The organism is Flavobacterium shii, from assembly GCF_025847235.1.
GTDB lineage: Bacteria > Bacteroidota > Bacteroidia > Flavobacteriales > Flavobacteriaceae > Flavobacterium > Flavobacterium shii.
The window spans coordinates 25,219-49,204 of sequence record NZ_JAOZEW010000004.1; the positions used below are offsets into that span (position 1 = coordinate 25,219).

Genomic DNA, 23,986 nt, shown 5'->3' on the forward strand with positions numbered 1-23,986 from the left:
CTGGACTAAGCTTAAAAAACTTCGCGAACTTTGCCTAAACCTAAACTTAGCTCCCTTTGTGGTTAAATCTCTTTGCGATTAAATAAACTACAAACTAAAACTCATTCTACCAAAATAGTAAGCTCCTGTTGTACCCATTTGTACCGGTGCATATTTAAATACTCCAAAGTAACTATTTTCATAAATTTGTCTATCTGGGAAAACATCAAATAAATTGTTGGCTCCTAAAGCAATCTGAATTTTTGGAGTTATCTTGTAAGCAACAGTTAAATCTGTTACTACTTTTCCATTATGTTTCTGAATACCACCAAAAGGGAATCCGTCACGAATAACTTCTCCAAAATAGGTGTTTCTCAATAAGAAATTCCATTTGCTTAAACTGTAATTTACTGCAAAAGTTCCTTTGTGTTTTGGCGTGTTTGACTCAATTAAACTTCTCTCCTGAGGACCGTAATACACATCTTCCTGACCAATAAATAAAGCTGGAATATTATTTAATTTATCATCAACTTTATTATTATTATAGTTGTACAACAACGAAAGATTCAATTTTCCTTCACCTACATTCATATCATAATCAATTACTAAGTCAAGTCCGTTGGTAGTTGTATTGATTGCATTGGTAAAGAAACGCCCTGTTTGAGCTCCATAATTAGCAAACAAATCACGAAGTGCCGGAACAGGATCTCCATATGCATCATTCCCTAAATTTCCGGTTAAGATAATCCTGTTATCAATTCTAATATGGTAATAGTCGGCAGTAATATGTAATTTCTTTGTTGGAGAAAAAACAACTCCAAAGCTATAATTTCTAGAAGTTTCTTCTTTTAATTTCGGAATCCCAAGTTCTTTAGCAACATCACTATCGTTTCTAAAAATACCCGAATTTAAGATTTGTCCATCTACAATATCGGTAGCGATATTATTAAAATATTGTTGGTGTAATGATGGTGCTCTAAATCCTGTACTTATAGCTCCACGAATAAAAAGATTATCCAAAATTTTATATCTCGCAGATAATTTTCCGTTTAAGGTATTTCCAAAATCAGTAAAATCTTCATAGCGACCAGCAACTCCTATTAATAGTTTCTCCGTAACGTCTGCTTCAACATCTGCATAAACCCCTACACTCTTTCTGTTTTCATTTACAGCATTTAAAGGAGAAAATCCAGGAAATGATTGTGCTCCTCCATTGATATAAGAATCTTCTTCGCCAGCAACGATTTTATACTTTTCGAAACGATATTCACCTCCAAAAGCAACATTTAAACCATTAAAAACTTCTTTATATAATCTGGTAACATCTAAATTTGCAGTGCTTTGCAAGAAAGAGTGATTTCCAGCTTTAAAATCTGTTGGACTATTATCGCCTAACGAAACGTTATTGGTATTGGAAACATCATATACAAATTTGTTTTCCCCAATAGTATTGCTTAAATCTAATTTCCATTCGCCAAACTTAAATTTGAAACCTACAGAAGAAGAAAGATCCGTTACAACGGAGTTTAATTCAGGTTGGAATCCCAAAGGAAAAATCGAGAATACAACATTTTCTGTTTCACTTGGCAAACGTCTAAATCCGTAGCCAGTTCCATTTCTATGACTTATACCACCTGATGCATAAAACTCGATTTGATCATTTAATGGAATTGATGCATTAAAGAAACCTTGAATATTTTTGATTTTAGCATCTCCAATTTGAAAATTAAAATCGTCACGATTCAATCCCTTTTGTGCCAATAAATTATCATCAAATTGACGAGATTGAGCAGGATCATTAGCAAAATCATAAGAAAGTGTACCGTTACCATTACCTATAGACGTTTGATCAAAAATGATAAGGTTATTGTTTTGGGAACGATTTGTTTTCTCACGATTGTTAAATTCAGCCGTTAAGTTGATGAAACCGCCTTTATTTCCAATTTTAGCTCCGTAATTCAAATTCAAATTTGTGGTTTGTCCATCATTTCTTGATGTGCCGCCATAAGTTACATTGGCATCAAAACCAACATTATCTTTTAAAACTAAATTGATTACACCCGCAATTGCATCAGAACCATATTGTGCCGCTGCACCATCACGCAAAACTTCAATACGCTTAATCGCCGAAGCCGGAATTGCGCTTAAATCTGTTCCGACAGAACCGTTTCCAACTGTATTTTGGTAATTTACTAAGGAAGTTGTGTGCCTTCTTTTTCCATTAATTAAAACCAAAACCTGATCTGGGCCTAAACCTCTTAATGAAGCAGGGTCAATGTGTTCTGTACCATCAGATGAAGATTGGCGGCTTGAATTAAAAGATGGAATCAAGTAAGTCAATATATCATTTGTTGAAGTTTGCGGAGTTATGTTTCTAATTTTTGCTAAATTCACAACGTCAACAGGAACTGCAGTTTCAAGCTTGCTTTTCTTAGGGTTTCTACTTCCTACCACGACAATTTCGTCAAGATTATTATTTTCCTGAACAAGCTGAATTATGATAATATGGTCTTTTGCAACAACTTCTTTCGTATCATAACCAAACTGTGTAATGATAAGTACCGGAGCAATCGCAGCAGAAGTTACTTTAAATTTTCCTAAAGCATCACTTGTAACACTGGTTTTAGTTCCTTTAATAAGGATCGTTGCAAACTCTAAAGGATTTCCACTTTCATTTGTAATGGTTCCGTTAATCTCATGGCTTTGTGCAAAAAACAAAGTACTCGATAAAGTGAGAATTGCGGTTATGACAATTTTTAATTTTTTTCTCATAAATAAATTTGGTTTTGGATATAATATAATGGTAATTAATTTACATAAATAGGCAAAAGAAAAGGTATTTGTCTACTATTTATATAGAATTAAATAATAAAATGCAAATGTAATTGTAAAAAATCAAAATCGATTTATAAAACCCTATTTTTTATGAGAAGAAGAGTTTATTTATGAGTTTAATAAAATATCTTTGCTTAAATTTTAAAAAGAGAAAAAAAATGAAATTAAGATTATTACTTTTTTTGTGTGCAGTAACTTTTAATAGTTTTTCACAAAATAATGTATTGGTTTTTCAATCAGATTTTGGTTTGAAAGATGGAGCAGTATCTGCTATGAAAGGAGTTGCAATTGGAGTGTCAACCGATCTTAAAATATTCGATGTAACGCATGAAATTCCAGCCTTTAATATTTGGGAAGCTGCTTATCGTCTATCACAAACGGCACAATATTATCCAGCAGGAACAGTGTTTGTTTCAGTTTGTGATCCAGGAGTTGGAACAGCCAGACATTCTGTTGTTTTATTGACAAAATCGGGTCATTATTTTGTAACTCCCGATAATGGAACTTTAACTTTAATTGCAGAACAATTAGGAATTCAGGAAATCCGTGAAATTGATGAAGTAAAAAATCGTCGTCAGAATTCAAATGAATCTTATACGTTTCATGGACGTGATGTATATGCATTTACAGGAGCACGTTTAGCATCAAAAACAATTACATTTGAGCAGGTAGGACCAAAATTGCCAAATGAAGTTGTAAAAATTGAATACCAAAAACCAGTTTTCGAAAAAGGAATTATCAAAGGTGGAATTCCGATTCTGGATATTCAATATGGAAATGTATGGACAAATATCGATAAAAAAACTTTTGCAAATTTAGATGTAAAAGCAGGAGATTTTGTTAAGGTTCAAATTTTCAATGGAACTAAAAAAGTATACGAAGGGAAATTAAAACTAGTACATACTTTTGGAGAAGTAGAAGTTGGTACTGATGTAGTTTACTTTAATAGCCTTTTAAACTTTTCATTGGCAGTAAACCAAGGCAGTTTCTCAGAAAAACATAAAATTTATAGTGGAGCTAATTGGACTATTTCACTTAGTAAATAATCTGATTTTCTTATATAAAAAAAGGTGTTCATCGTTATAATGAACACCTTTTTATGTTTTATGGAATTGGCTAGTTTTTAAGAGAAGCCATATCGATTACAAAACGATATTTTATATCACCTTTTAATAGTCTTTCGTAAGCATTATTTACATCATTTACGCCAATTAATTCAATATCGGCAATAATGTTGTGCTTAGCGCAAAAGTCAAGCATTTCTTGAGTTTCGGCAATTCCACCGATAAGAGAACCCGAGAAACTTCTTCTGCCAAGTATTAGGCTAAATGACGTTACAGGAAGTGGATCCATAGGAGCTCCAACCAATGTAAGAGTTCCGTCTACTCTTAGTAAATTTAAATAAGCATCGATATCATGTTGAGCCGATACACAATCTAAAATAAAATGAAGGCTTTTGGCATGTTTCTTCATTTCTTCTGGATCGGTAGATAATACTACTTCATCTGCTCCTAAGCGTTTAGCATCTTCCGTTTTCGATAATGAAGTTGTAAAAACCACTACATGAGCACCCATTGCTTTTGCAATTTTAATTCCCATATGTCCTAAACCACCAATACCTACGATACCTACTTTTTGCCCTGGCCCTACTTTCCAGTGTTTTAAAGGCGAGTAAGTTGTAATTCCCGCGCAAAGTAAAGGAGCAACACCTGCAAGATTCAATTTATCGGATATGCGAAGTACAAAATTCTCATCTACAACAACGCTCTCTGAGTATCCACCAAATGTTTGACCACCAAGATGCTTGTCTGGAGAATCAAATGTAAGTGTACTTCCTGAGTCGCAAAACTGCTCTAAATCTTCTTTACAATGCTCACATTCTCTACAAGAATCGACCATACAACCTACACCTGCCAGGTCGCCTACTTTAAATTTCTTTACATGATCTCCTACTTTGGTCACTCTACCCACAATTTCATGTCCCGGAACTATTGGGTAAGTTGTACCGTGCCATTCATTTCTAGCCGAATGCAAATCGGAATGGCAGATACCGCAGTATAAGATTTCGATCTCAACGTCATGCGCAGTTACAGTTCTACGCTTAATATCTAATGTTTTTAATGGCGCATCGGCAGCTACTGTACCAAAGGCTTTTATGCTTTTTGTTTCCATAATTTTAGTAATCTATAGTTATAATTGTTTTTTGTATAGTTTATTTATCTGCTTTTTACAAATACTTAAAGTAACGTAAGTCTTCTATTTTTACTTTTGCAGCAGCGATTTCTATATCCTTAATATCATCTGCTATAAGTTCAAGAAAAAGCTGTAGTATTATTTTGTAAAGCTATTGTATTCTTCATCAGTTACTTGTTCCATCCAAGTTCCAATACCTTTATCAATCTCGGTAATAATTGCTATATGCGAGAATCGATTATCTGGCGTTGCACCATACCAGTGTTCAACTCCTGGTAAAATGGTAAGAACTTCTCCTTTACAGATTAGTCGTATAGGATTACCTCTTTCTTGAAAATATCCTACACCTTCTGTAGCAACAAGTAATTGCAAAGCCGTATTTGTATGCCAATTATTTCTCGAACCAGGTTCGAAGGCAACTTCTTTTATCGCAGTATTACGTGGCTGAATATCACTAGTACGTTTTTTAAAAGAAACTTCACCAGTAGTGTATTTATTAGGGACTATCCCTTCTTCTATAATGGTAGTATAATGTGTTGACATAAAAATAGTTTTTTATTGTAGTTTAATTTAACATTTATTCAACACAAAAACACAACAAACTTAAAGACAGTAATTTACAAAATATTTTTCTTGTCACAACATTGAGAAAAAAATAATATTATGCCTTTAATATTTGCTTATAGTTATTCATTGAATAATAAAACAACACACCTTTACTTTAATATTATTTAAAGCTATTGTATTGTTCATCAGTTACTCTTTCCAGCCAGTCTACAATACCATTTTGAGTATTGGTACTTATTGCTATATGGGTAAATTCGCTTTCTGGAGATGCTCCATGCCAGTGCTTAATATTTGGTAGAATAGTAACAACATCACCTATATTAAGTAACTGAATAGGCTTTCCTTCTTCTTGATAATAACCTATTCCGTGCGTAACAATAAGAATTTGACCTCCAGGATGTGTATGCCAGTTATTTCTTGCGCCAGGTTCAAAAACTACATTCCCTATAACGGTATTAAAACTTCTATCGTCCGGAACAAGCATTTTTACCCAAGCACTACCTGTAAAATAGTCTGCCGATGCTGCATCTCCTTTTGGAAAAATAGTATCGTTTAATTGATTTTGGTTTGTTTTCATAATTGTTCTGTTTTATACATCAGTTGTAAACTAAATTTGAAGAAGTTATCAATGTCTTAAAACCTTGATGATTTAGTTAAGCAATCTAATATTGGTTAATACTAATTATTTCTGTGCAAATGTACTTTGGCAAAGACATTCAGATATAACGATTATCAAACAAAAAATTAAGAATATCAAACAATCTAAACTCTTAAAGTTTTAGGTACCGTTCCTGTAAGCCTTTTAAAGTAATTATTAAAGTAGCTTGGATATTCGAATCCTAATGAATATCCGATATCGGCAATGCTCCAATCTGTATGTTGCAACAATGCTTTTGCTTCTCCTATTATTCTTTCGGTAATATGTGCTGTGGTAGATTTTCCTGTAATTTCTCTTACCGAGCGATTAAGGTGATTTACATGTACAGCAAGGTTTTGGGCATAATCTTGTGGTGTTTTTAACTTAAGCGGCTGATTTTTTGTCTCGATTGGAAATTGTCTTTCCAGAAGTTCAATAAAAAGCGATGTTATCCTGGAAGAAGCATTTTTATGTTTAAAGAAATTTTCTGTCGGCTGCATTTTAAGTGCCTCATGTATAATAAGGTTGATGTAATTGCGAATTAAATCATCTTTAAATATATAATCGGTATCTTGCTCCGAAAGCATTTTTTTAAACATTGAAGCTATAAAAACCTCCTGCTCAGTTGTTAATGTAAATATCGGAGTTCCCCCAATCTTAAACAATGGAGATTCATTAAGACTTTGGGAACGATCTTGTTTTTTTATAAAATCTTCTGTAAAAACACATGCGTATCCATTATGAGATGGCGATTTAATTTCCCAAGAGTACGGAATATGTGGATTCCCAAAAAATAATATTGTACCATCGGTTTCAATTCCTCTGTCGGCATAATGAATAAGACTTTTACTTGTATTAATACATATCTTATAAAAGTCCCTACGATTATAAGTAGGAACTGAATTAATACCGCTTTTTACCTCATAAACTTTAAAGCCTTTTAACTTTAAGTCATTGGTGTTAAAATCCGAAGCCTGAGAAATAATTTGATCATCCATACTGCAAAGTTAAGAAAATCAAATATAAAATAATCTTAAATAATACGGGTATTTTTAGATTCTCCTCTCCCCTTTCCTTTTATTCCTATTCAGAATATTAACCGCAAAGAACGCCAAGTTTTACACTAAGTTCGCTAAGCTTTGTGTGCTTTGCAATTACTTTGTGGTAAAAAAATCTCTGTTCATTGTAATTCTTTAATTCTATCTAACACTTTGCCAAAGAAACGCAGATTATGCGGATTCGCTAAGGCCAAAACACGGATTAAACGGATTTTATTTTTGATTATTTTAAAATCAGTTTTTAATCTGCTGCTTTACTTTTGTAAATCCGTTTCATCCGCGTCCCATTATTGACAATTTAAGTTAGCAACTCTTTGTCAAAGAACCAAACGCACTTTCTTGAAATCTGTGGTAGAAATATATCAAATGAAATTTTCATGAATTACACCCAACTGGTTAAAAAGAATAAATACATATATTAGCATAAGTCAAACTAAGCAATAGAATAAATTATGTTGGATGTAGTCAAAAAATTGAAATTCAGAGATACTGCAATTGTTCTTAATGCTCCAATTGTAATTGAAGAAGAATTAAAAAAACTTGGTTTTAAAACAACCCTCGATAAGAAAATAAAGAGTACAAACACATTGGTATTTATCAATAATAACAAAGAGTATTTAGATTTTCTTAAAGATGATTTAAAAAATATTGAGTTTGATAGTGTTTTATGGTTTGCATATCCTAAAGGAACTTCAAAGATTAAAACCGACATAAATAGGGATACGATTCGTGTAACTGGTGAAGAATTTGGTATTACAACCGTAACAGCTGTTTCTATTAACGAAACCTGGAGTGCCTTACGTTTCAGGCCTATTCACCAGGTTGGTAAATAACTCTTAACTACAAAACATATTTAATACGTTTAAAAAATAATAAAATGGCACATCCATATATCTCTCATCTTTCAAAAGATCCTGCATTCCAAAAAGTACTTATAGATGCCGAACATCGTGAGCTTAAAATGAATACTAATCTTCCTCAATTTTTATATACTTCGATTATCAATCAGCAATTATCTGCCAAAGTTGGTGATGTGTTTTTAAAACGTTTTCTTGATATTTATGACGGTTTAGAGCCTAATTCTTTGCAAATTATAGAAACTACCGATGAAAGATTACATGCAATTGGTTTATCAAAACCAAAGGTAAGTTATATAAAAAACGTGGCACAATTTGATCTCGATCACGGATTAGATTATGATAAGTTTATTGAGATGACAGATCAGGAAATCATTGATTTGGTTACTTCCATAAAAGGAATTGGCAAATGGTCTGCACAAAATTTACTCATGTTTGCTTTAGGTCGCGAAGATGTTTTTTCTGCCGATGATTTAATAATACGCAATAAAATGGCTGTTTTATTTAATCTGGACAAAACCGATAAGAAAAAATTCAACCAAGAGATTATTCGTTTATCACAACCGTGGAGTCCTTATAGAACTTATGCCTGCCTGCATTTATGGAGGTGGAAAGACCAAATATAAAAACATATAATGCAAAACTTTATCGTCTTGCATTATACGTTGTGAGACATAAAAAAACGATTGCCTCTAATTAAAAATGCATCTCTCATTACAGAATAAAATAGGCATTACTTTCTTTTCTTTCTACAGTTGTTTTTACATCTAAATCTTCTAAGAAAGCAAATTCATTACGATATTCATGTATCATTTGCATAAGATTTTTTTCTATTACGTTCGAAATTGCTGTAACAGGAGTATCTGTTGGTCTGTTTTCGAAAGGATCTTGCAAATGAATTGCCATTTTTTCGATAAGGAAAAATGCAGCACCAATTGTAATTATTAATGGTATCGCAAACCAGCTTAACATACTATTTAATCCAAAAGGCAATAAAAGGATAAATAAACACAATGTAAACCTGATATACATACTATAAGTTGTTGGGAAAATAGTATTTTTTATTCGCTCACATTTACCCATAGCATCACACAATCTTGTTAAAGTATTATCAATCTCTACTTGTTGAAAAACGTTTAACTTTTCTTCCTGACTTGCGTTTCGAAGATCTCTTGCGTGCAACATTAAAATTGCATTAGGAATATGCTGATGATTTTTAACAAAGCGCAATTCTTCCTCACTTAAAAAGGATTTAATAGGTTTTATGGCATCTTTATTTCTTAATGATTGTCCCAGGCTATAACACCATGCGATTTGTCTTTTGGCAAATTTTTCTTTGAAATCATTTGCCTGAACCGAAAAATCCGGGTCTTTATAAAATGTAATTACTTGACGAACCAGCGTTCTGGACTCATTTACTATCGATCCCCATATAATCCTTGCTTCCCACCATCTATCATATGCCTGATTGGATTTAAACGCTAATAATAATGATATAATTGTACCAATAATAGTAGGCACAGCAATAGGAATATCTACAGAAATATTAAGGAAATAATGGTGGAAAATCTCAAATAATATAGCATAAGTAGTAACAAGGAAAAGTTCAACTTTAATTTTCCCAAGAACATATTTCATTGGAATTCTCTTTTTTAACAGCATCTATTTTGGCTTTAAATTAAACTTGCTTTTTTGCATAAAGAATTAAACTAATTCTTCATAAAGTGATAAAACAGGAAGACCGAATAAATCATTAATAGTCTCGTTCTTAGTTTTTTTAAATTTAATTTTCTCAGCCTTGCGAGTCTGAACCAGTAAATCGATATGATTTTTGGAAATAACCTCGTTTAAATGTGGAGCAAATTCTTCGATGTTGTCATCAAAATTCTTAGTTTGACTAACTATTTCAAACGAAAAATTCTCGCTTATAAACTGTTGAACATCTTTTACATGGATATTTTGTTGTGCATTTTCAATATATAATGCTTTATTAAAATCGTCTTTGCTAGGCTCTGTTCCTAAATGTAAAATAGGACATCTTTGGTTTCCTGCCAACTGCACTAAATGATCGTGTATTCTTTTGGTTTCTTGCTTATAAGAATGAGGAAGAATAATTAATTTTACAGAAAAAGTATTAATTATTCTCTTAAAAATAGGGGAAGAAATTCCGTATTGATTGTGAATTTTAATCTTGCAATTGCCCGTATTACCAACAATATGTCTGCATATTTCCAAAACTTCTTCTTGAGTATTAGTTAAACTAACTCTCATTGTTCTTAAAAAATTAGACGTAGAATAAGTGTCCGGAATTTCCGAAAGCATCATTAGGATAATTTCACAATCGGTTTCTTTGGCTTGATAAATAGCCAATTTTACAGCACCAATAGTATCTTCTTTTAAAGTCGTAGGGATTAAAAAATTTTTCATAAGTATAATTGTTTGATTTATACCTACAAAATAACCAGTCCAACATTAGAAGTTCCCTAATATAAAATTAGAATTTCCTAAGAATTAACATTAGAATTTTTAATGTTGCATTTTTTAAAGATTATAGTAACCATAGTCCCTTTATTTTGCTCGGATTGTACTTGCAATTCTCCTCCATGCATACGGATGATTTTCATTGCCAATGGAAGCCCTAAACCATAACCAATGTATTTTGCCGCAATTTTCCCTCTAAAGAAAGGTTCGTATAAATGCGGAATATCTTCAGGTGGAATACCAATACCGATATCGTTTATTGCAATTTTAATTGATTCTTCATTTGCTGTAAGCGATACAAAAACCTCATTATTATCTGAATATTTCACACCATTTGTAATAATATTATTTATAGCCAACTCTAATAAAGGTCGGTTACAAGGAATTAATAAAAGATTGGAATCCGTGGGAGCAAAATTAAGTTTAATACTAACTTTATTATCAGGGAAAATTTTATCAAGATCCGATTTTACAGTCATCAATAACTCATCGATTCGGGTAATATCCAAAACTTGTTTTTTACCATCATAACCTGTTTGTGTAAGCTTTAATAAACTCTCCGTTAAGCTTCCTAATCTCGAAGCCTGATTATAAATATTCTCCAATGATTCTATATATTCCTTAGGATCTCTTTCTTTAAGCAGCATAATCTCCGACTCGGCAATAATAGTTGTTATTGGCGTTTTTAATTCATGAGATGCATTATTGATAAAATTGGTTTGTATCTCAAATGATGTTTCCAATCGATCCAGCATATCATTAAATGTTGCTGTAAGATCCGAAAGTTCATCCGAGTTTTTAACCTCCGGTAATCTGTTATGAAGATTAGAAGCACTAATTCTATTAACCTCTCTGGTAATTCTGGCTACAGGATTTATAACTCTCTTTGCAAGAATTCGCCCCAGAAAATAAGCCAGGATTACAAAGCACATCCCTCCAAAAAGCATTATTTTTATAATAAAAACGGTAGTCGTGCTTCCTTTTTTATCTCTTGCAGCAACAATTACAATGTATTTTTGACCATTTTCTTCAAATATTTGTCCTAGATAATATTTATTATCCTGTTCAAACCAATCCTTACCTGTTTTTAAGATTGTGCTATAGAATTCATTTGGCAAATTGAGATTAGTATTGTATTCAAAACTACTTTCACTATTTACTTTTAAAACAAACTCCTGCTCTTCGATTAGTTCTTCAAGTCCATTTTTTTTAAGTTCACTGTAATATTTTATTTTTTCAGGATCTTTTTGAAAATGTATCGATGCAACAATTTTGGCTCTGTCTTCAAGGCGCTTTAAAAAATAGTATTGGTTATTGGCTTTAAATAAAAATAGCACAACAATACATAATAGCAGCGCGCTAAAAGTAGAAAGAGCAATATAAGTAAATGTGATTTTTTTTCTAATATTCATTTTATGATTTAATAGTATACCCCAACCCTTTTATGGTATGAATGAGTTTGGTTTCAAATGGTTTGTCAATTTTTTTTCTTAAATAGGTAATATAAACATCCACAACGTTTGTATTCATGTCGAAATTAATATCCCAAACATTATCCAAAATTTGTCCTCGAGAAACAATAGTTCCCGAATTTTTCGCGAGATAATAAAGTAATTTAAATTCTTTTGCCGTTAATATTAGTAACTGTTCTCCTCTTCTAACCGTTTTGGCTTTGCCATTAATTTCTAAATCGCTTATTGTTATGGTATCGACTTTCTCGTTTTCCTGACTTGCTCTCCTGTTTAAAGCATTTACACGTGCATCCAATTCACCGAATTTAAACGGCTTTACCAAATAATCATCGGCTCCGGCATTTAATCCTGTAATAATATTTTCGGATGTTCCTAGAGCTGTAAGCAGCAAAATGGGAACAAAAATTTTACTTGCACGCAATCTTCGGCATATTTCTATTCCATTAACATCCGGAAGCATTATATCCAAAATAACTACATCAAAATGATAATTATTAATCATTTCTAAAGCTGTTTTCCCGTCAAGAGCAACGCTTACATCGTTGTTGTTCTCTGCAAAGCCTTTTCGTAAAATTGATAAAAGATTGGGTTCGTCTTCGACTATGAGTAATTTCATTTTAATTTAATGTATTGTTAACAAAAATAGGAATTGAATTTAAAATTCAATCTTTTTTACTTTCTTTAATAGGTTAACACCTCCTGAAAAAAGTCATAAAAACATCCATATGTAATTAAAAATCAACACATTAAAAACATAAAATAAAATACAAATTAAGTTTAAAAAACAGCATAATTAATATTTTATAAGTAGGTATTTTAAGCATATAATGACTGTTAAATCATTTATACAACGATATTACTCTCTATTTGTTGCTGCAAATTTATAATTATATTTCAATTATTTAGACTGAGTATAAATAATATTTTTATATTTGCATGCTTTCCAAAACATTTTAATTAAATAGTTTCACTCTGCAACAGAGTTATATTTCCATGAATATTATTAACAATCTTGAGTTAAATATTTTTAAATCCTTTAAGGAGGGAGACGAACTAGCGTTTAAATATTTTTATGAAAAATACTTTACCAAAATAAAAGCTTTTAGCATTCAGTTTGTTTATGATGCAGATGAAGCTGAGAATATTGCTCAGGAATCATTTATAAATTTATGGCAAAATAGAGAAAACATTGAATCATCAAATGGTATTCAATCTTATCTATACACGTTTACCAAATCGAAATGTTTAAATATGATAAGACACAATAAGGTTAAAGATAAATTTAAGAACGATCTCTTGAATCAAAAAGAGCGATTATTAGACATTGAAATTCTAAATTCTTTTCAATTTGATACCCTCGAATTATCAGAACTAGAAATACTGATTAATAAATCTATAAATGAACTTCCTCCAAAAACAAGAGAAGTTTTTATAAAGAAACGTTTTGAAAATAAAAAAAATTCAGAAATAGCCGAAGAAATGGGAATTACAGTAAAAGCTGTCGAAGCCCATATGACAAAGGCTTTGAAGGTTTTAAAGAATAAATTATCTGATTATATTTTCCTGGCAGCAATTTTTATTTGTAATAATTAAAAATAAAAGATAGGGTATTTCAATTCTCAGGTGTACTTACTTAAAGCACAAGTTTAAACTAAGAAGAGAATATGATATCCGAATTGATTTATAAATATCTAGCCAACGAAGCTACCGAAGAAGAAGTACTACTCGTATTTGAATGGATAGAAACCTCCAAAAAAAACAAGAAACAGTTTATTACCTTAAAACAGGCTTGGGCAATTTCGGCCTTTTCGGGAAATATTTGGTCTAATAAACCTAAAGAACTCCAGAAAATAGTCCAAAAGAAAATAATCACTTTCTTTAAATATGCTGCAATCCTGCTAGTACTTATTGCCTTAGGGAAATCTATATTTTTTGGAGACGAAAATAAACAATCTTCAAAAGAGATTGTCCTTGAATTAAGCAATGGAAACATTGAATATATCACAAAAGATAACCAACGAAATATACTAAATGCAAAGGGTGATTTAATTGCCAGAAAATATGCTGCCGAAATTGTATATCAAGGCAAAGTAGCCGATGAAAAAGTAAACTACAATACACTTAAAATACCTTACGGCAAAAGATATAAAATTACACTATCTGATGGAACCGTTGTTACTTTAAATTCCGGAACCACATTAAAATACCCCGAACAATTTGGGATTAATGGGAAAAGAAAAGTGTATTTAACCGGTGAAGCTTTCTTTGATGTTGCCAAAGACAAACAACATCCCTTTATTGTGCATTCAGACGAAGTTGCAATCGAGGTACTTGGAACAAAATTTAATGTAACTGCCTATCCGGATGATAATACATTAAATAGCGTTTTGATCGAAGGAAGCATCCGTATGTATGAAAACGAAAACCCATCAAACAATATTATTCTTGCTCCAGATGAAAAAGTGATCTGGAAAAACAATTCCAAAAAATTCTCAAAACAAACTGTTGATTCTGGTTTTTATACCGCTTGGATTAAGGGAGAACTTGCCTTTAAGGATACTCCATTTATAACAATAACCAAAATAATTGAACGTGCTTATGATGTTACTATTATAAATGATAACACCGATTTGGCACATCAAAATTTCACTGGTACAATTAATATCAAAGAATCCAGTGTCGAAAATATTTTGGAATTATTAAAGCGGGATACTCCATTTAAGTACTCAAGAAAACTAAATACCATAACAATTACAAACCAATAATTTAATCCTAATGACATTTACATTACGCAATAACTTAAGGAAAACACTGCTTTTCTTAGGGATCCTCTTTTCGTGTTTGGAAGGATATTCTCAAACCAAAACAATCACATTAAATATAAAAGATCAACCACTTAGCTACATTATTAAAACTATTGAGCAGCAAAGTAATTATAGAATAATATATAATGCACGAAAAATAGATGTCGGTCAGATGGCAAGTATTAGTGTTGAAAATGTCGATCTGGAAACTGTTTTAACCAAAGTATTTAACGGAAAAAACATCTCTTTTTACATCCAAAAAGAACAGGTTTTATTAATTGCCAATACGCCCAATTCTGAAAAAATTGCTTTACAAGAAACCGAAAGATATATAAAAGGAACTGTATTGAGTGCCAAAGACAAATTTCCTCTTTCGGGTGCAACTGTTCGAATAAAAGGAACTGGAATGGGTGCAATTACAGATCTTAATGGCGTATTTGTATATATGTTAAAAGGCTCAAATATTAAAAATACAGTATTAGAAGTGCAGCATTTGGGAATGGAAACACAAACCCGAAAAGTAGAAAACAATAGTGAGTTTACATTTTATATGGAGGAGTTTACAGATGAGTTAAATCAGGTTGTAATTACTTCATCTTATGGAACCAAAAAACTAAAAGAAGAAATTGTAGGTAGTATATCGACCATAAATGCCAAGGATATTCCCGTACAGCAAGCTTCGGAAAGCATAGATAAGATGCTCGAAGGGCAAATTGCCGGTGTTTTAATCGAAAATACTTCTGGAATTGGTGGTCCTGTTAAAATAAATATTCGCGGACAGGGAAGTTTAATGCCTTTAAGCGGTAAACTTCTTGGAACTTCAACACAACCCCTTATCATTGTTGATGGTATAATAATGACCGAGGAAACAGGTATTGATAACAACTTCTTTAATGCAAGTGGAGTTAGTGGAGAAAATTTATCCAATCCTTTGGCGATGATATCCCCAGACAATATAGAAAGTTTTACAGTACTAAAAGATGCTGCCGCAGTAGGTATTTATGGTGCCGATGGTGCCAATGGAGTAATATTAATTACAACCAAAAAAGGAAAACTCGGAAAAGCCAAATTCAGTTTTTCCAATCAGCTTGGAGTTTCATCGGCTATTAATCAAATTAAATATTTAAATGGAGCTCAATATACGGAGCTTAGAAATGATTATTTAAAAAATACTTCTTCAGGTTATGTTCCTGTATCATATAATGGAATTGATACGGACTGGTTTGGTTTATTGAATAATACAGGGCTTTATAACAAGTATAACTTTAGCGTTTCCGGAGCTACTTCCAAGTTCTCGTACCGTACGAATTTAACCTATTTAAACATTGATGAACCACAATTAGGGAACACGACCAAACAAATGAATGCGGGAATAAATTTGGGGTACAGACAATCTAAATGGGAAATAAATTTATCACTAAATCCAAGTTTCATTAAAAAAGATGCTCCGAATATCTATTATGATTTTGCCTACTTGCCTACCCTATCTCCATATAATGAAGATGGAACTTATTCAAACTTAGGGGTAGTAGGAGGTTCAACTGGAGGAAATCCATTGGCAGCAATTGCTCAAAACAAAAACGAAACCGAAACCTATGGGATTTTAGGAAGTTTGAATTTAGGATATGAATTGAATAAAAACATAAAATTCGTAACCTTATTCGGAATGGATTATAAGGATAAAGTTCAGGATCGATACTTTTCGGGCGAGAATGAAAGCGGACAAAATAACGGAACTTTTACTTTAGGTGGTATCACTTATCCTAATTGGGGAAGAAGGCTTTATAATAAACGAAATTCTACCAAATGGAACTGGCAAGGGCAAATGTTATTCGATAAACAAATCAATAAAAATAATGGTATTGATGGTGTTGTAGGATTTGAACTTTCTGAAGAAAAAACCAATTTTAATTATGCAACAGCATCAGGTTTTGTAAACCCAAATGTGATTAATAATATTGAAGATGCTATTCAGGATGATAATATTTTAACTCCTGCAGATGAAACAAAAGCAAAACAAGTCTTTCACGATGATATTAATTATAATTCCAGAGTTTCCTTTTTTTCTCAAATCAATTATAATTATAAGAAGAAATATTTTCTCTTAGGGAATTTTAGAAGAGACGAAAGCTCAGTTTTTGGAAACGATACAAATGTGGCTTTTAATAGCGGTGCAGGTCTTGCATGGATAATGAGTAATGAAGACTTATTGAAATCAAGTTCATGGATTGACTTCTTAAAACTAAAAGTAAGCTATGGTTCTACAGGTAATTCAAGAATTGGTTCTTATAGATCAAAAGGGTTATACACTATTTCACAAAACGGATACAACGGTGAATCTTACGCTAATGCAAGCGATGCTCCAAATGGAAATTTGAGCTGGGAAAAAAATACCAAATTTAATGCTGGAGTTGACTTTAATGTATTTAACACGATAGAACTTTCATTAGAATATTACTATGATAATCTAAGCGATTTAATAACAAGTCGAGATATTCCCACAGAAACCGGATATGCAACTTTACAATTAAATGCTGCAAGTATGTATAATAAAGGTTTTGAATTAACAACAAGAATTAAATGGTTACAAAAAGGTAAATTTAAATGGACTACATCCTTTAATATCTCTACCGTGGACAATAAAGTAACCGATTTGGTAGGTTTAGGAAGCGATTACTCAGAAGCAAATATTGCGCTTGCTCAAAAAATAGGTTACAGTACAACCACTATTTGGGGATTAAACTGGGTAGGTGTTGACCCTGCAACTGGTAGAGACCTGATTAAAAAAAATGGTCAAATTTATGATTCGGCAACCTATAAAAGTTTGTTTTCTGTATCCGACTGGGAACCAATTGGAGATCAACAACCCAAAGCTTTTGGAGGTTTTAGCAATAGATTTTCGTTTAATAATAGCATCACTCTTTCGATAACAGGAGCTTTTCAATGGGGTGGTGATAAATTAATTTCCGACCAGATAATTTCAAAATATAGCACTACATCAAACCGAAATATGTCTGTAAATGCATATGACTATTGGAGAAATCCAGGAGATATTGTTTCCCAACCTACACCTAGTAATAATAATTTATTGGTAAACATGAGTAAGTACGTTTATGATGCATCTTACATAAAAATAAGCAACATTAATTTAAGTTATAATGTCCCTGTAAAAAATACTTTTCTGGACTCACTAACCGTTTTTGCAGATGTTTCTAATGTGCTTTATTGGTACAAAGAAAAAAGCCCTTCGGGAATGAATGGCATCCAAGAACTTAGCTACACTTATCCACAAGCCAGAACTATTTCTTGTGGAATTAATACTAAATTTTAAAAAGATGAAATACTTTAAAAATATAACAGGATTTAAAATCTCACTGTTTGTTATTATGATTTGTTTATTACAAAGCTGCAGTGATTTTCTGGAACAAGAACCGGGTACGCAAACTTCGATTACCGAGCAATTAAAAACAAAACAAGGTGTTCTACAAGCATTAAATGGTGTGTACCGTGATGTTGAAGCCAATGTGCGAAGTGGTAATTTTGCAGTTTATGCAGATGTACAGGGTGGAAATCTAAAATTCACACCTTCACAGGCTAGCAGCTCAAAGGGACAAATTGATATTCCTTCGGGTATTACGAACCTATATTCTTTTGAAGATCAATCGGACGTATCCAATTTTGCTTCATTTTACAAAGAGAGTTATGATATTATAAATCAGTCTAATCTTATCTTGGAATTTACAGATGCGTTAAAAGATGCTACAGAATCCGAAAAGAATCAGATAAAAGCCGAAGCTTTGACCATAAGAGCCTACGCACACTTTTTGATAAGTGAAATATACAGCCAAAATTATGAATATACAGCAGATGCATCTCACTTGGGAATCGTTTACAATACCCTTTCTATAAATGAAGGTCTTCGTTATCCGGCTCGGGAAACAGTTGCAACAACTTATACTTATATAGTTAATGATATCATGGCAGCCATAAACCTCTATTCGGATACGATACTTTTAAACGGCCCTGCTTATTCTTACTTTAATAAAACAAGTGCAAAAGCCTTATTGGCAAGAGTTTATTTGTCTAAAAAAGACTGGAAAAATGCCTATGAAATGGCAAATGATGTTATTCTAAATTCAGGCGTGGGCTTAGTAAATTCTGCTAATTATATTTCGCAATGGGAACAACCTGATCTTCCTGTTTCAGAAATTTTATTAGAGTTTTCAATCCCTAAAAGTTCAGAAGGAAGTGTGAGCGGATCGTTATCGGTACCTTATGGATATACCTCCAAAACTGTTTATGGCAATTATGTAGCTACACAAGATTTATTGGATTTATATGAAACTGCAGATATAAGAAAACAATTATTTCTGGAACAGCCATTATCTACTTTGGTTAATCTGCAACTAGTAGATTTGAATTATTATTTTACCAAAAAATTCCAAGGAAATCCAGGCTACGTTGCTTTTAGATTAAGTGAGCAGTATTTAATTCGTGCCGAAGCAGCCATAGGTCTTAAGAATCCTGAAGAGGCAAAAAATGATATTAATATCATAAGATCACGAGCCAATGCATCTTTACTAACAGATACTAATAATATTGAAGAAGCTCTATTTCTGGAACGAAGAAAAGAACTTTGTTTTGAAGGACATTTGTTTTTTGATATTGCCCGAAACAAAAAAGATATTTCTCGTAATGACGGCTGTATAGCGATCAATTGCGGACTCTCCTACCCGTCGCTTAAATATGTATTACCAATACCTCTATATAATATCAATCTTAACTCAAACTTAAAGCAAAATGAATCGTATTAAAATTATATCCATATTAAGTATTGTTATAACATTATTTACATCTTGTTCTAAGGATGATTATAAGTTAAGTTCGAAAAGTATTGATCCTTTTATAAGGTTTAATGTCTTGGTAAATAGCAATAATACACCGCTCGAATATCCTGCTGTAAACACTATTTTATTGCCTGCAAATAGTTATGAAAACAAATCGATTAAAACATTAAAAGTACCTGTAGCCCTAACTTCTTCAACTTTAAAATCTCCGGTTATAGCGACTTTTAGTGCAGTAACTTCCGGAGATGTAAATAGCTTTAGTGTAGCACCTGCCAGCGAATTACTGTTTCAAGGCAATAAACTTACCGATACGATATTCCTTTCCTTTGATAAAAGATGGGAAGACAAACAAACAATTACTTTAAAATTAGAAAATACTTCTGATCCCGAAATTCATATCGGAAATCTAAATTCGGCTGCCGTAAACGATACTTTTACTATTAATTTATCCGAAATAAGTACGACCTATACATTTCCTATAAACCAAATTACAATTAAGGGAGAAGTGGGCGAAAAAATCGATTTTAAAGTAAATTTCCCCAATGGATTTATTCCGTCAGAAATTGAAAATAATTCTATTTTTAAATTTCTAAATGGTTTCGACTATTCTTTGACACATGATGATTATGGAGATAACAGAAGTTATATTACCTACCATTTAACGTTGCTGGAAGATATCCAGAATGATGATGTGCGTTATCAAACCAATATTTCATTAACAAATACTCCAAATTATATTGCCACTGGAAATACTGTTTTACAAATTGCAAAACCCATAAAATCTCCTCGAGATATTGAAACTAATCCAGCTTCTAAATTCTACGATTTATCCAATAAATATTACCTTACCTATGGAGAAAACTGGTTTGATAAAAGTGGTACTTGTGCCTGGCAGGCTTATAATGCATTCACATTCCCGGTTGTAGTAACCAAAGATGCCGAAAATGCCATTTTATACAGTGATAACGGCACAACTAATCCTAATGATGATATCTATCACGATGCTTTTAAAATAGGATTTAATGTAGTTTCCGGAACTTCGACCACCAATTCATTTAATCTAAAAAGATGGTTTACCAATGAGAGTACGGCTGCGGCAAGTTCACCGGGATTTAATATCACTTCGGCTCTGGAGTTTTTCCCCGAAAACGGAACCAGTAAAACCAAAGGAAGTGTACTTGTTATTCCGCAGCCCATTACGATTACGGCAACAGGAACCAATAAAATAGGTCATATTATTGATATCTCGGGCGAAGGAACTTACAACGAAATAAGTACCGGTTTATTTGAAATTTCTTTTGAATTAAAACTTACGAACGAAGAGCTTTTTGGTGGAACCGTTTCTTGCCAATATAGAATGTACAATAATAAAACGTATCCAAAATTAGAAGCCTTAAGCGAATCTTGCCCTAAGGAAGTTGATCTTTAGTTTTTAGTCGCAGTTTTCAGTTGCAGTTATAGTTGCGGGAAACTTTGTCAAATTTGACTCATAAAGTTAGCCATATTCTTTTAACACATGATCGAGTCACTCTACAAAAACTTTTAAACATATAGATTATACTCTATATAGTTTAAGCGTAAACCGAGACTGAACACTGCAACTGAACACCGAACATTAAAAACTGAGACTGAAAAATAAAAAAATAAAAATGAAGTTAAAAAAACTAGTATTCCCTCTTTTATTCCTTATAAGTTTAACGGCTTATAAAAGTGTCGAAGAACCTGATTATATCGACATTCAGGAATTAAGAAAGCTATATTCTAGTGGCGATCCTTTGTCATGGCCTAAAGCCAGACTGGATAAAACAATAGACCGTAATATATTTGAAGATATTGGAGTGCTTCCTAATGTTCCCTATCCGTCATATAATCCCTATTCTAAAGAAAAAGAAATGCTTGGCAAAATCTTATTCTTTGATCCCCGGTTATCCTCAAGCGGGCAAATTGCATGTGCTTCTTGCCACAATCCCGAATTAGGCTGGACCGATAATTTAACGCGTTCTTTTGGTCATGACCGTCAAACGGGAAAACGAAATTCGATGACAATTTTAAATTCGGCGTATGCCAAAACATTATTTTGGGATGGACGCGCTTCGAGTCTTGAAGACCAGGCGCAATTTCCAATTGGTGATCCTCTGGAAATGAATGAAAAACTAACTATTGCGGTTGATAAAATTGCAAAAATTAAAGGCTATAAATCACTATTTGAAGCTGCATTTGGAAACGATTCGGTATCATTAAAAAGAATACAATATGCTATCGCAACTTTTGAGCGTTCTATAAATAGTCCTAAAAGTAAATTTGATCTGTTTGTAACCGGAAAATCTAATGCTTTTACAGATAAGCAAGTTCTGGGATTACATCTTTTTAGGACCAAAGCGCAATGCATTAATTGCCATAGTACTCCTTATTTTAGTGATAATCAATTTCATAATGATGGGCAAACGCTATATGGTACAAAAAATGAAGATCTTGGTCGTTACAATGTGACAAAAAACATTAGCGATTTAGGAAAATTTAGAACGCCTACATTACGTGAAGTTGTAAATACTAAACCCTGGATGCACCATGGTCATTTTCCTTCTTTATTGGATGTAGTCGAACTTTATAATTTGGGAAATCCATCACCAATACAAAAAACACACTTAGGAACGGCACGCGATTCGCTAATACCAAAACCGGATCCTTTGCTTAAAAAACTAAACCTTAATAAAGAAGAAATCGAATCTCTTTTGGCCTTTGTAGAAACATTAAGTACGCCAAACAAAAGGATTATAACACCAACACTTCCTAAATAGTAAGCATTTTATATTCTAATAAAAAGCCCGATTCGTAACAAATCGGGCTTTTTTAATACTTATAATCCGGTAATTAAACTACAAAGTAAGGCGATAAAATATCTTCAAAATTATACAATCCTTTTTCTTTGTCTATTAAGTTCTCTGCAACAAAAATAACTCCGGTTCCAAATGCTTCCCTCGAAATCGATTCATGAATAAGTCGTACTGTTTGATATGGAAATCCAAATATTACTTCGTGTTTACCCACAATACCTCCTGCCCTGACAGAGTTTATGCTCTCTTTTTCAACATCCAAAGCTTCGGCAATTTTTATAGCTGTTCCAGATGTTCCTTGCTTTAATTTAAAATGTTCTTCATTAACTTCTATATCAACCCAAGGGGCTATTTTTTTCAAAAATTTAGCTGCAAACAGTAAATAATTAACTCCCAAAGTAATATTAGGAGACCAAAAAACAGTCGTTTTAAGTGCTAATTTCTTTAATAATTTTAGCTCTTTATCTGTATAATGAGATATTGCCGAAATTATCTTAACTTCTTTTTTGGCAGCATCCTCTCCATAACCATAAATTCCTAAATTGGAAGAAAAATCGATTATAATATCTACGGGGTGTTTTTCCAGAAGCTCTTGCATTGTTGTTTTAGAACTAGAGTAGATTAAACCAGGCTCATCTGAATGTACGCCAAAAAATTCCGGTACTGATCGGTGCTCCAAAACTGTGCTTTGTCTTAACACCCATTCCAAACAAAAATTTTTATTCTCCAGTAGTATCGAAGCTACCGATTTACCTGTTTTTCCAAATCCTATTAGTCCTATTTTCATAACTTCTCCTATTTTAATGAGTGTTTACCTCGTTATTATATTAAAATTTATTGTCTTAAATTTATTGTTTATTAAACAATCCTTAATGTTTCTAAGTAAAAATAGAATATATAAAATAAAAGAACTTATACTGTAGCAACTATATATTATAATATATCAATGCCTAAATTTATAAAACTCCTGACATACGGTTGTCATACCACTGTTTTACTTTTGTAAATAGCAATAACTATAAAAATAATAAAAATTATGGAAACTAAAGATGGGAAACAAGCAATATATGCCATAACAAGAACCGAATGGCGAAATTGGTTAAAAGAAAATAGTCAAACTGAGCGGTCTGTCTGGTTGATTTTATTTCACAAAAAAAGCAAAATTCAAAGTGTAAATCTCAACGACGCAACCGAAGAAGCATTATGCTTTGGCTGGATAGACAGTTTGTGTAAAAATCGTGATTTCGAAAGTTTTTACTTGACATTTTCACCTCGAAACCCTAAAAAATACAAATGGAGCAAACCCAACATAGAACGAGCAGAACGAATGATAGCTCAAGGTTTGATGACCGAATGCGGACAAAACTTAATTGATATTGCAAAAAATGCAGGTACATGGGACAAGTCTTTGTAGAATATTCA

The 23,986-nt window shown here is 32.3% G+C and carries 20 protein-coding genes; 10 read left to right on the top strand and 10 right to left on the bottom strand.

Annotation, left to right across the window (positions count from 1 at the left end):
* Positions 1-87: 87 nt before the first annotated feature.
* The gene (locus tag OIU83_RS05275) at positions 88-2,751 is read right to left on the bottom strand and encodes a TonB-dependent receptor (protein WP_264205225.1); all 2,664 of its coding nucleotides are present in this window, start codon (positions 2,749-2,751) and stop codon (positions 88-90) included.
* Positions 2,752-2,972: 221 nt separating this feature from the next.
* On the opposite strand from OIU83_RS05275, the gene OIU83_RS05280 reads away from it, so the two are divergent.
* Positions 2,973-3,860, top strand: coding sequence for an SAM hydrolase/SAM-dependent halogenase family protein (locus OIU83_RS05280; protein ID WP_264205226.1), 888 nt, complete (start codon positions 2,973-2,975; stop codon positions 3,858-3,860).
* Positions 3,861-3,930: 70 nt separating this feature from the next.
* On the opposite strand, the gene OIU83_RS05285 is transcribed toward OIU83_RS05280, so the two are convergent.
* The 4 genes from OIU83_RS05285 to OIU83_RS05300 form a co-directional block, all read right to left on the bottom strand.
* Positions 3,931-4,986: an NAD(P)-dependent alcohol dehydrogenase gene (locus OIU83_RS05285; protein ID WP_264205227.1), complete on the bottom strand. Its 1,056-nt coding sequence runs from the start codon at positions 4,984-4,986 to the stop codon at positions 3,931-3,933.
* Positions 4,987-5,145: 159 nt separating this feature from the next.
* Positions 5,146-5,550, bottom strand: a complete 405-nt coding sequence (locus tag OIU83_RS05290) for a cupin domain-containing protein (protein WP_264205228.1) — start codon at positions 5,548-5,550, stop codon at positions 5,146-5,148.
* 184 nt (positions 5,551-5,734) lie between these two features.
* Complete coding sequence (locus tag OIU83_RS05295; protein ID WP_264205229.1) at positions 5,735-6,151, bottom strand: (R)-mandelonitrile lyase; 417 nt, start codon at positions 6,149-6,151, stop codon at positions 5,735-5,737.
* Positions 6,152-6,336: 185 nt separating this feature from the next.
* Positions 6,337-7,209, bottom strand: a complete 873-nt coding sequence (locus OIU83_RS05300) for a helix-turn-helix domain-containing protein (protein WP_264205230.1) — start codon at positions 7,207-7,209, stop codon at positions 6,337-6,339.
* A 533-nt stretch (positions 7,210-7,742) separates the two neighbouring features.
* Here OIU83_RS05300 and OIU83_RS05305 point away from each other — a divergent pair.
* Both OIU83_RS05305 and OIU83_RS05310 read left to right on the top strand, forming a co-directional pair.
* The gene (locus OIU83_RS05305) at positions 7,743-8,102 is read left to right on the top strand and encodes a hypothetical protein (RefSeq protein ID WP_264205231.1); all 360 of its coding nucleotides are present in this window, start codon (positions 7,743-7,745) and stop codon (positions 8,100-8,102) included.
* Between the two features lie 44 nt (positions 8,103-8,146).
* On the top strand, positions 8,147-8,752 hold the full coding sequence (locus tag OIU83_RS05310) for a DNA-3-methyladenine glycosylase family protein (RefSeq protein ID WP_264205232.1): 606 nt from the start codon (positions 8,147-8,149) through the stop codon (positions 8,750-8,752).
* 88 nt (positions 8,753-8,840) lie between these two features.
* On the opposite strand, the gene OIU83_RS05315 is transcribed toward OIU83_RS05310, so the two are convergent.
* The 4 genes from OIU83_RS05315 to OIU83_RS05330 all read right to left on the bottom strand — a co-directional run bounded on the left by OIU83_RS05315 (position 8,841) and on the right by OIU83_RS05330 (position 12,695).
* Complete coding sequence (locus tag OIU83_RS05315) at positions 8,841-9,764, bottom strand: bestrophin family protein (RefSeq protein ID WP_264205233.1); 924 nt, start codon at positions 9,762-9,764, stop codon at positions 8,841-8,843.
* A 66-nt stretch (positions 9,765-9,830) separates the two neighbouring features.
* Positions 9,831-10,553 (bottom strand): hypothetical protein, encoded by a 723-nt coding sequence (locus OIU83_RS05320; protein WP_264205234.1) that lies wholly within the window; start codon positions 10,551-10,553, stop codon positions 9,831-9,833.
* Between the two features lie 77 nt (positions 10,554-10,630).
* A complete protein-coding gene (locus OIU83_RS05325) occupies positions 10,631-12,019 on the bottom strand; it encodes a HAMP domain-containing sensor histidine kinase (RefSeq protein ID WP_264205235.1) in 1,389 nt (462 codons plus the stop codon).
* A gap of 1 nt (position 12,020) precedes the next feature.
* Positions 12,021-12,695 (bottom strand): response regulator transcription factor, encoded by a 675-nt coding sequence (locus tag OIU83_RS05330; RefSeq protein WP_264205236.1) that lies wholly within the window; start codon positions 12,693-12,695, stop codon positions 12,021-12,023.
* 377 nt (positions 12,696-13,072) lie between these two features.
* Here OIU83_RS05330 and OIU83_RS05335 point away from each other — a divergent pair, with 377 nt between their 5' ends.
* From OIU83_RS05335 to OIU83_RS05360, 6 genes are all read left to right on the top strand, one after another.
* Complete coding sequence (locus OIU83_RS05335; RefSeq protein ID WP_264205237.1) at positions 13,073-13,672, top strand: RNA polymerase sigma-70 factor; 600 nt, start codon at positions 13,073-13,075, stop codon at positions 13,670-13,672.
* A gap of 71 nt (positions 13,673-13,743) precedes the next feature.
* Positions 13,744-14,844 (top strand): FecR family protein, encoded by a 1,101-nt coding sequence (locus tag OIU83_RS05340; protein ID WP_264205238.1) that lies wholly within the window; start codon positions 13,744-13,746, stop codon positions 14,842-14,844.
* A 10-nt stretch (positions 14,845-14,854) separates the two neighbouring features.
* A complete protein-coding gene (locus OIU83_RS05345; protein WP_264205239.1) occupies positions 14,855-18,214 on the top strand; it encodes a SusC/RagA family TonB-linked outer membrane protein in 3,360 nt (1,119 codons plus the stop codon).
* A 4-nt stretch (positions 18,215-18,218) separates the two neighbouring features.
* The gene (locus OIU83_RS05350) at positions 18,219-19,697 is read left to right on the top strand and encodes a RagB/SusD family nutrient uptake outer membrane protein (RefSeq protein ID WP_264205240.1); all 1,479 of its coding nucleotides are present in this window, start codon (positions 18,219-18,221) and stop codon (positions 19,695-19,697) included.
* Positions 19,684-21,159: a hypothetical protein gene (locus tag OIU83_RS05355; protein WP_264205241.1), complete on the top strand. Its 1,476-nt coding sequence runs from the start codon at positions 19,684-19,686 to the stop codon at positions 21,157-21,159. The genes OIU83_RS05350 and OIU83_RS05355 overlap by 14 nt, the downstream gene beginning before the upstream one ends.
* 220 nt (positions 21,160-21,379) lie before the next feature.
* Positions 21,380-22,528: a cytochrome-c peroxidase gene (locus OIU83_RS05360; RefSeq protein WP_264205242.1), complete on the top strand. Its 1,149-nt coding sequence runs from the start codon at positions 21,380-21,382 to the stop codon at positions 22,526-22,528.
* A 73-nt stretch (positions 22,529-22,601) separates the two neighbouring features.
* On the opposite strand, the gene OIU83_RS05365 is transcribed toward OIU83_RS05360, so the two are convergent.
* The gene (locus OIU83_RS05365) at positions 22,602-23,351 is read right to left on the bottom strand and encodes a dihydrodipicolinate reductase C-terminal domain-containing protein (protein ID WP_264205243.1); all 750 of its coding nucleotides are present in this window, start codon (positions 23,349-23,351) and stop codon (positions 22,602-22,604) included.
* 249 nt (positions 23,352-23,600) lie between these two features.
* Here OIU83_RS05365 and OIU83_RS05370 point away from each other — a divergent pair, with 249 nt between their 5' ends.
* Entirely contained in the window at positions 23,601-23,978 is a 378-nt protein-coding gene (locus OIU83_RS05370; protein WP_264205244.1) for a YdeI/OmpD-associated family protein, read from the top strand.
* Positions 23,979-23,986: the final 8 nt, after the last annotated feature.